Genomic DNA, 7,022 nt, shown 5'->3' with positions numbered 1-7,022 from the left:
CTGCTGCACGCCATCAGCAGGCTGAAAAGACTGAGCAAAACGAGCGATCGTAGCGGCATGTGTGGCTCCAGCAAGGTGAATTCCATGGATCTGACGGTAGGCCCGTCTGTATACCGTAAACCCTATGGCTTGTCTTGCCAGTGGGATGCGCTACCATGGCCCTCCCTTTTTTTGTTGCCTGCCACCATGCACTGTCCCTTCTGCGGTGCCAACGACACCAAGGTCATCGACTCGCGACTGGTCGCCGAGGGCGAACAAGTCCGCCGCCGCCGCGAATGCCTGGCTTGCGGCGAACGTTTCACGACGTTCGAGACCGCTGAACTGGTGTTGCCGCGCCTGATCAAAACCGACGGCAGCCGCCAGCCGTTCGATGAAGAAAAACTGCGCGCCGGCATGCAGCGCGCCCTGGAAAAGCGCCCGGTGAGCGTCGAGCGCCTGGAAGCGGCGCTGGTGCACATCAAGCACAAGCTGCGGGCGACCGGTGAGCGCGAGGTCAAATCCCTGGTGGTCGGTGAGTTGGTGATGGCCGAGCTGCAGAAGCTCGATGAAGTCGCCTACATCCGTTTCGCCTCGGTGTACCGGCGCTTCCAGGACCTGAACGAATTCCGCGAAGAAATCGACCGCCTGGCCCGCGAACCGGTGAAAGAATGACCGCCTCGGCGCAGCAGGCCATCCTCGACGCCCACTACATGGCCCGTGCCCTGGAGTTGGCGCGGCGCGGTCACTACACCACCCACCCCAATCCCCGGGTCGGTTGCGTGATCGTGCGTGACGGGCAGATTGTCGGCGAAGGCTGGCACATCCGCGCCGGCGAGCCCCATGCCGAAGTCCATGCCCTGCGCGCCGCTGGCGAACAGGCCCGCGGCGCCACGGCCTACGTGACCCTTGAGCCGTGCAGCCATCACGGGCGTACGCCGCCGTGTGCCGATGCGTTGGTCAACGCCGGCGTGGCGCGGGTGGTGGCGGCGATGCAGGACCCCAACCCGGAAGTCGCCGGGCGTGGCCTGCAACGGCTGGCCCAGGCCGGCATCGCCACCGAAAGCGGCGTGCTGGAGGGCGAAGCACGCAAGCTCAATGAAGGTTTCCTCAAGCGCATGGAGCAGGGCCTGCCGTTCGTGCGGGTCAAGCTCGCCATGAGCCTCGATGGCCGCACCGCCATGGAAAGCGGCGAAAGCCAATGGATCACCGGCCCGGCCGCACGCTCGGCGGTCCAACGCCTGCGCGCCCAGGCCAGTGTGGTATTGACTGGTGCCGACACGGTGCTGGCGGACAACGCCCGGCTGACCGTGCGCGCCGATGAACTGGGGCTCGATGCCGAGCAGACCGCGCTGATCATGAGCCGTCCTCCGCTGCGGGTGCTGGTGGACGGGCGTCTGCGGGTGCCGCTGGATTCCGCGTTTTTCAAAGCCGGCCCGGCGTTGGTCGCTACCTGCATGGCGGTGGAAGAACAGTACGCCAACGGTCCCGAATGCATGATCGTGGCGGGCGATGACGGCCAGGTCGATCTGTATCGCCTGCTGGTGGAACTGGCGGGCCGTGGCGTCAACGAGGTGCTGGTGGAAGCCGGTCCGCGCCTGGCGGGGGCTTTTGCCCGGCAAGGGCTGGTCGACGAGTTCCAGATTTTCATCGCCGGCAAGTTCCTCGGTTCTTCGGCGCGGCCACTGCTGGACTGGCCGCTGGCGCAGATGAAAGACGCCCCGCAGTTGAAAATCACCGAAATCCGCGCCGTGGGCGATGACTGGCGAGTCATCGCCGTTCCCGTTGCGCAGGCGAGCGTATAATTCCCGGCTTTCGCGCAAGCGGCGGCCTGTTCTCGAGGAGGACTCCATGTTTACCGGCATCATCGAATCCATCGGCAGCATTCGTGCACTCACCCCCAAGGGCGGCGATGTGCGGGTCTACGTCGAAACCGGCAAGCTCGACCTGAGCGACGTCAAGTTGGGCGACAGCATCGCGGTAAACGGCGTGTGCCTGACGGCCGTCGAATTACCGGGCAACGGTTTCCTGGCGGACGTCAGCCGCGAAACCCTCGACTGCACGGCCATGAACGACCTCAAGAGCGGCAGCCCGGTCAACCTGGAAAAAGCCCTGACCCCCACCACTCGCCTGGGCGGGCACTTGGTCAGCGGCCACGTGGACGGCGTCGGTGAAGTGGTGTCGCGCACTGATAACGCTCGGGCCGTGGAATTTCGCATCCGCGCGCCGAAGGAACTGGCCAAGTACATCGCCCACAAAGGCTCGATCACCGTCGACGGCACCAGCCTGACGGTCAACGCGGTGGATGGCGCCGAATTCCTGCTGACGATCATTCCCCACACCCTGAGCGAAACCATCATGGCCTCGTACCGGCCAGGTCGCCGGGTCAACCTGGAAGTCGACTTGCTGGCCCGTTACCTGGAGCGCCTGCTTATGGGAGACAAGGCCGCAGAGTCTGACTCTTCACAACGGCGGGCGGGTAACATCACTGAAAGTTTTCTGGCCGCCAACGGCTACCTCAAATCCTGACCCAAGGGGGTGCCGCGTGGCGCTCAATAGCATCGAAGAACTGGTTGAAGACATCCGCCAAGGCAAGATGGTCATCCTCATGGATGACGAAGACCGCGAGAACGAAGGCGACCTGATCATGGCCGCCGAGTGCTGCAAGGCCGAACACATCAACTTCATGGCCAAGCACGCCCGTGGCCTGATCTGCATGCCGATGACCCGCGAGCGCTGCGAGCTGCTGAAGCTGCCGCTGATGGCGCCGCGCAACGGCTCGGGCTTCGGCACCAAGTTCACCGTGTCCATCGAGGCCGCCGAGGGCGTGACCACCGGTATCTCCGCCGCTGACCGCGCGCGCACGGTGCAGGCCGCTGCCGCCCGGGACGCCAAGGCCGAAGACATCGTCAGCCCCGGCCACATCTTCCCGCTGATGGCCCAGGCTGGCGGCACCCTGGCCCGCGCCGGCCACACCGAAGCGGCCTGCGACCTGGCGCGCATGGCGGGCTTCGAACCCAGCGGCGTGATCTGCGAAGTGATGAACGACGACGGCACCATGTCCCGTCGTGCGGAGCTGGAAACCTTCGCCGCCGAACACAACATCAAGATCGGCACCATCGCCGACCTGATCCACTACCGGATGATCCACGAACGTACCGTTCAGCGGATTGCCGAGCAGCCGCTGGACAGCGAACTGGGCCAGTTCAACCTGGTGACCTACCGCGACTCGGTGGAAGGCGACGTGCACATGGCGCTGACCCTGGGCACCGTGTGCGCCGAAGAGCCGACCCTGGTGCGCGTGCACAACATGGACCCGCTGCGCGACCTGCTGATGGTCAAGCAACCCGGCCGCTGGAGCCTGCGGGCCGCCATGGCTGCGGTGGCCGAGGCCGGCAGCGGCGTGGTGCTGCTGCTCGGTCACCCACTCGATGGCGACGTGCTGTTGGCGCACATCCGTGAAACCGGTGACCAGGCGGCGGTGAAAAAACCGACCACCTACAGCATTGTCGGTGCCGGTTCGCAGATCCTTCGTGACCTGGGCGTGCGTAAAATGCGCCTGATGAGCGCACCGATGAAATTTAATGCGATATCCGGTTTCGATCTGGAAGTTGTAGAATACGTGCCCTCCGAATAATAGCCCGGGATTTTCCGGCCCTGTATTCGTGGCTAATATCACTGAGGAGCGCGTTATAGAACGCGCTCCGGCTCTTTAAGAGATCTGACGAATGACCCTGAAGACCATCGAAGGTACCTTCATCGCCCCCAAAGGCCGCTACGCTCTGGTAGTGGGCCGTTTCAACAGTTTCGTGGTCGAGAGCCTGGTTGGCGGTGCGGTCGATGCCCTGGTTCGCCATGGCGTGAGCGAAAGCGACATCACCATCATCCGTGCCCCTGGCGCCTTCGAAATTCCGCTGGTTGCGCAGAAAGTCGCTCAAAAGGGCGAATATGCGGCGATCATCGCCTTGGGCGCGGTCATTCGTGGCGGTACTCCGCACTTCGAATACGTGGCCGGCGAATGCACCAAGGGCCTGGCCCAGGTGTCCATGGAATTCGGCGTGCCAGTCGCCTTCGGCGTACTGACCGTTGACTCCATCGAGCAAGCCATCGAACGTTCCGGCACCAAGGCCGGTAACAAAGGTGCCGAAGCTGCCCTGTCCGCCCTGGAAATGGTCAGCCTGCTGGCGCAGTTGGAGGCCAAGTGATTAGCGACGAAAGCGATCGTTTCAATCCGCGCGATCCAAAGCCTGCGGATGCCGGCAAGCCGTCGAAAAGCGTCAAGCGTCGCGAAGCTCGTCAGCTCGCGACCCAGGCGCTGTATCAATGGCACATGGCCAAGCAATCGCTGAACGAGATCGAAGCGCAGTTTCGGGTCGACAACGACTTCAGTGATGTTGATGGCGCTTACTTCCGCGAGATCCTGCACGGGGTCCCGCAGTTCAAGACTGAAATCGACACCGCGCTCACGCCTTGCCTGGACCTGACCATCGAAGAGCTGGATCCGGTTGAACTGGCGGTGCTGCGCCTGTCCACCTGGGAACTGCTCAAGCGCGTCGACGTACCGTACCGCGTGGTGATCAACGAAGGGATCGAGCTGGCGAAAGTCTTCGGTTCCACCGATGGCCACAAATTCGTCAACGGTGTGCTCGACAAGCTCGCCCCACGTCTGCGTGAAGCTGAAGTGAAGGCGTTCAAGCGCTAGTCAGCGCTTGATATCCGCATGGGTGAGTTCGAGCTGATCCGTAATTACTTCGCTGCCGCGCCTTGTGCGCAGGGCGGCGAGGGCGTTGCGCTGGGGATTGGCGACGACTGCGCGTTGCTGGCCGTTCCTCCCGGGGAGCAGCTGGCGGTGTCCACCGACACGCTCGTGGCCGGTGTGCATTTTCCAGACCCGTGCGACCCGTTCCTGCTCGGCCAGCGCTCGCTGGCCGTGGCGGTCAGCGACCTGGCTGCCATGGGCGCCAACCCTTACGCCTTTACCCTTGCCCTGACCTTGCCGACGGTGACCACCGATTGGCTGCAAGCCTATGCCCGCGGTTTGAACCAGATGGCCCAGGCCTGTGGCGTGGCGCTGGTGGGTGGGGACACCACACGTGGGCCCCTGAGCCTGACCATGACCGTGTTCGGCCACGTGCCGTCCGGCCAGGCCCTGACCCGTAGCGGCGCACGGCCCGGCGACCTGCTGTGTGTGGGCGGCGAGCTGGGCAATGCCGCTGGCGCACTGCCGCTGGTGCTCGGCCAGCACGGCGCCGAACCTGCGATTGCCGAGCCGTTGCTGGCCCATTACTGGTCGCCACGTCCGCAGATCGACCTGGGCCTGGCATTGCGTGGCAAGGCCAGTGCGGCGATGGATATTTCCGATGGCCTGCTGGCCGATTGCGGGCATATCGCCCTGGCGTCTGGGGTGGCCTTGCAGGTTGAACGGGACCGACTGCCGTTGTCCAACGCTCTGGTAGCGTTTCTTGGCCGGGCGGATGCCGAGCAGGTGGCCCTGAGCGGCGGTGACGATTACGTGCTGTTATTCGCCGTGCCACCGAACCGGTTGTCGACGTTGCAGGCCGCCGGCTGGCCGATCCACGTGATCGGCAGCGTACTGGCCGGGCAAGGCGTCACGCTGGTCGACAGCGTCGGGCACGACATCACTCCGCCAGTGCGGGGCTATCAACATTTTCGGGAGACACCGTGACAGATCATCCCAACCAGGTCCCGGCAGAATTCGTTCCGCCTTCGGTCTGGCGCAATCCCTGGCACTTCCTGGCATTTGGCTTCGGTTCGGGTACTTTGCCTAAAGCCCCGGGCACCTGGGGCTCGCTGGTTGCGCTACCCTTCATACCGTTGTGGCAGATGTTGCCGGACTGGGGCTACTGGTTGATGCTGGGCATCACCATGCTGTTTGGCTTCTGGCTGTGTGGCAAAGTGGCGGACGACCTTCGGGTGCACGATCATGAAGGCATCGTCTGGGACGAAATGGTCGGCATGTGGATCACCTTGTGGCTGGTACCGGAAGGCTGGTATTGGTTGCTGGCGGGTTTCCTGGTGTTCCGTTTCTTCGATATCCTCAAGCCGTGGCCGATCCGCTGGATCGACCGGCACGTACACGGAGGTGTCGGCATCATGCTCGATGATGTATTGGCCGGGGTTTTCGCCTGGCTGGCAATGCAAGGATTGGTGTGGTGTTTCACCTGAGGGAGTCAGGCATGGGCGTAAGCCGCGCACTACTGCTGTTGCTGTGTTTAGGAGCCTGTGTGGGTGCAAGGGTGGCCGAGTCGGCTCCGCTGCCTGACAAGATCCGTGCGGCCAGCGAAGAGTGGGCCGATTACACCCAGGCCGATGGCCAGGGCATGGGCTGGGACATCTTGCGTGCAGTGTTCGAGCCTGAAGGCGTCAAGCTGGAGATCCGCAGCGTGCCCTATACCCGCTCGATCGGGTTGGTGCAACGTGGGGAGATGGACGCACAGGTCGGCGCCTATCGCGATGAAACCGAAGGGCTGCTTTACCCGCATTGGCACTACGACGTCGATCATATCTATGCCCTGGGGTTGGCCTCCAAGCCGTCACCGACGCTGACGACGATTGGCAACTACCGACTGGTGTGGATGCGCGGGTACGCATACGACAGCTACCTGCCCAACATCCGGCGTTTCAATGAAATCCACCGCGCCGTGGGTATCCTGCCGATGCTGGTCCATGATCGTGCCGATTTTTATATCGATGCGTTGATGGAAATCCAGGACGTGCTCGCCAAGGCCGACAATCCCCAGCAATTCAAGCTCTCGCCGCTGATCAATTTGCCGCTGTACCTGGGGTTCGCCAACAACGAAAATGGCCGTACGTTGCGTGCGCTGTTCGACCGACGCATGGAAGTGCTGGTGAAGAGCGGCGAGTTGAAACCGATTTTCGAACGCTGGAAGCAACCCTATCCTTTCGACGAGAATGGCAATCCACCGAAGCCATGATCAATCTTATCGATGATCATTAGCGATAATTCAGCCTAAGCGTCGGTTGGGTCGTGCTGTTACAATGCCCGCCTCTGCGAATCTCCAGTA

9 protein-coding genes are annotated in these 7,022 nt (G+C 63.0%); all 9 read left to right on the top strand.

Features of this window, described 5'->3' with window-relative positions; all coding sequences use genetic code 11:
• Nucleotides 1-186 precede the first annotated feature (186 nt).
• The 9 genes from nrdR (at nt 187) to KGA89_RS22225 (ending at nt 6,932) form a co-directional block, all read left to right on the top strand.
• Nucleotides 187-651: a transcriptional regulator NrdR gene (gene nrdR / locus KGA89_RS22265; RefSeq protein ID WP_013694316.1), complete on the top strand. Its 465-nt coding sequence runs from the start codon at nt 187-189 to the stop codon at nt 649-651.
• Entirely contained in the window at nt 648-1,781 is a 1,134-nt protein-coding gene (gene ribD, locus KGA89_RS22260) for a bifunctional diaminohydroxyphosphoribosylaminopyrimidine deaminase/5-amino-6-(5-phosphoribosylamino)uracil reductase RibD (RefSeq protein ID WP_223472553.1), read from the top strand. The genes nrdR and ribD overlap by 4 nt, the downstream gene beginning before the upstream one ends.
• 46 nt (nt 1,782-1,827) lie before the next feature.
• Entirely contained in the window at nt 1,828-2,505 is a 678-nt protein-coding gene (locus KGA89_RS22255; protein WP_014340443.1) for a riboflavin synthase, read from the top strand.
• 16 nt (nt 2,506-2,521) lie between these two features.
• Entirely contained in the window at nt 2,522-3,613 is a 1,092-nt protein-coding gene (gene ribBA / locus KGA89_RS22250; protein ID WP_003206026.1) for a bifunctional 3,4-dihydroxy-2-butanone-4-phosphate synthase/GTP cyclohydrolase II, read from the top strand.
• A gap of 91 nt (nt 3,614-3,704) precedes the next feature.
• Nucleotides 3,705-4,181, top strand: a complete 477-nt coding sequence (gene ribE, locus KGA89_RS22245) for a 6,7-dimethyl-8-ribityllumazine synthase (protein WP_003206025.1) — start codon at nt 3,705-3,707, stop codon at nt 4,179-4,181.
• Complete coding sequence (gene nusB, locus KGA89_RS22240) at nt 4,178-4,678, top strand: transcription antitermination factor NusB (protein ID WP_003185935.1); 501 nt, start codon at nt 4,178-4,180, stop codon at nt 4,676-4,678. The genes ribE and nusB overlap by 4 nt, the downstream gene beginning before the upstream one ends.
• An 18-nt stretch (nt 4,679-4,696) precedes the next feature.
• Nucleotides 4,697-5,662, top strand: a complete 966-nt coding sequence (thiL, locus tag KGA89_RS22235) for a thiamine-phosphate kinase (protein WP_223472552.1) — start codon at nt 4,697-4,699, stop codon at nt 5,660-5,662.
• Nucleotides 5,659-6,162, top strand: a complete 504-nt coding sequence (locus KGA89_RS22230; protein ID WP_003206020.1) for a phosphatidylglycerophosphatase A — start codon at nt 5,659-5,661, stop codon at nt 6,160-6,162. Before thiL ends, KGA89_RS22230 begins: the two co-directional genes overlap by 4 nt.
• A gap of 11 nt (nt 6,163-6,173) precedes the next feature.
• Nucleotides 6,174-6,932 (top strand): substrate-binding periplasmic protein, encoded by a 759-nt coding sequence (locus tag KGA89_RS22225; protein WP_223472551.1) that lies wholly within the window; start codon nt 6,174-6,176, stop codon nt 6,930-6,932.
• Nucleotides 6,933-7,022: the final 90 nt, after the last annotated feature.

The organism is Pseudomonas sp. A-RE-22, assembly GCF_019956035.1.
Lineage (GTDB): Bacteria > Pseudomonadota > Gammaproteobacteria > Pseudomonadales > Pseudomonadaceae > Aquipseudomonas > Aquipseudomonas brassicacearum.
This window is presented reverse-complemented; position numbering and strand designations above follow the sequence as displayed.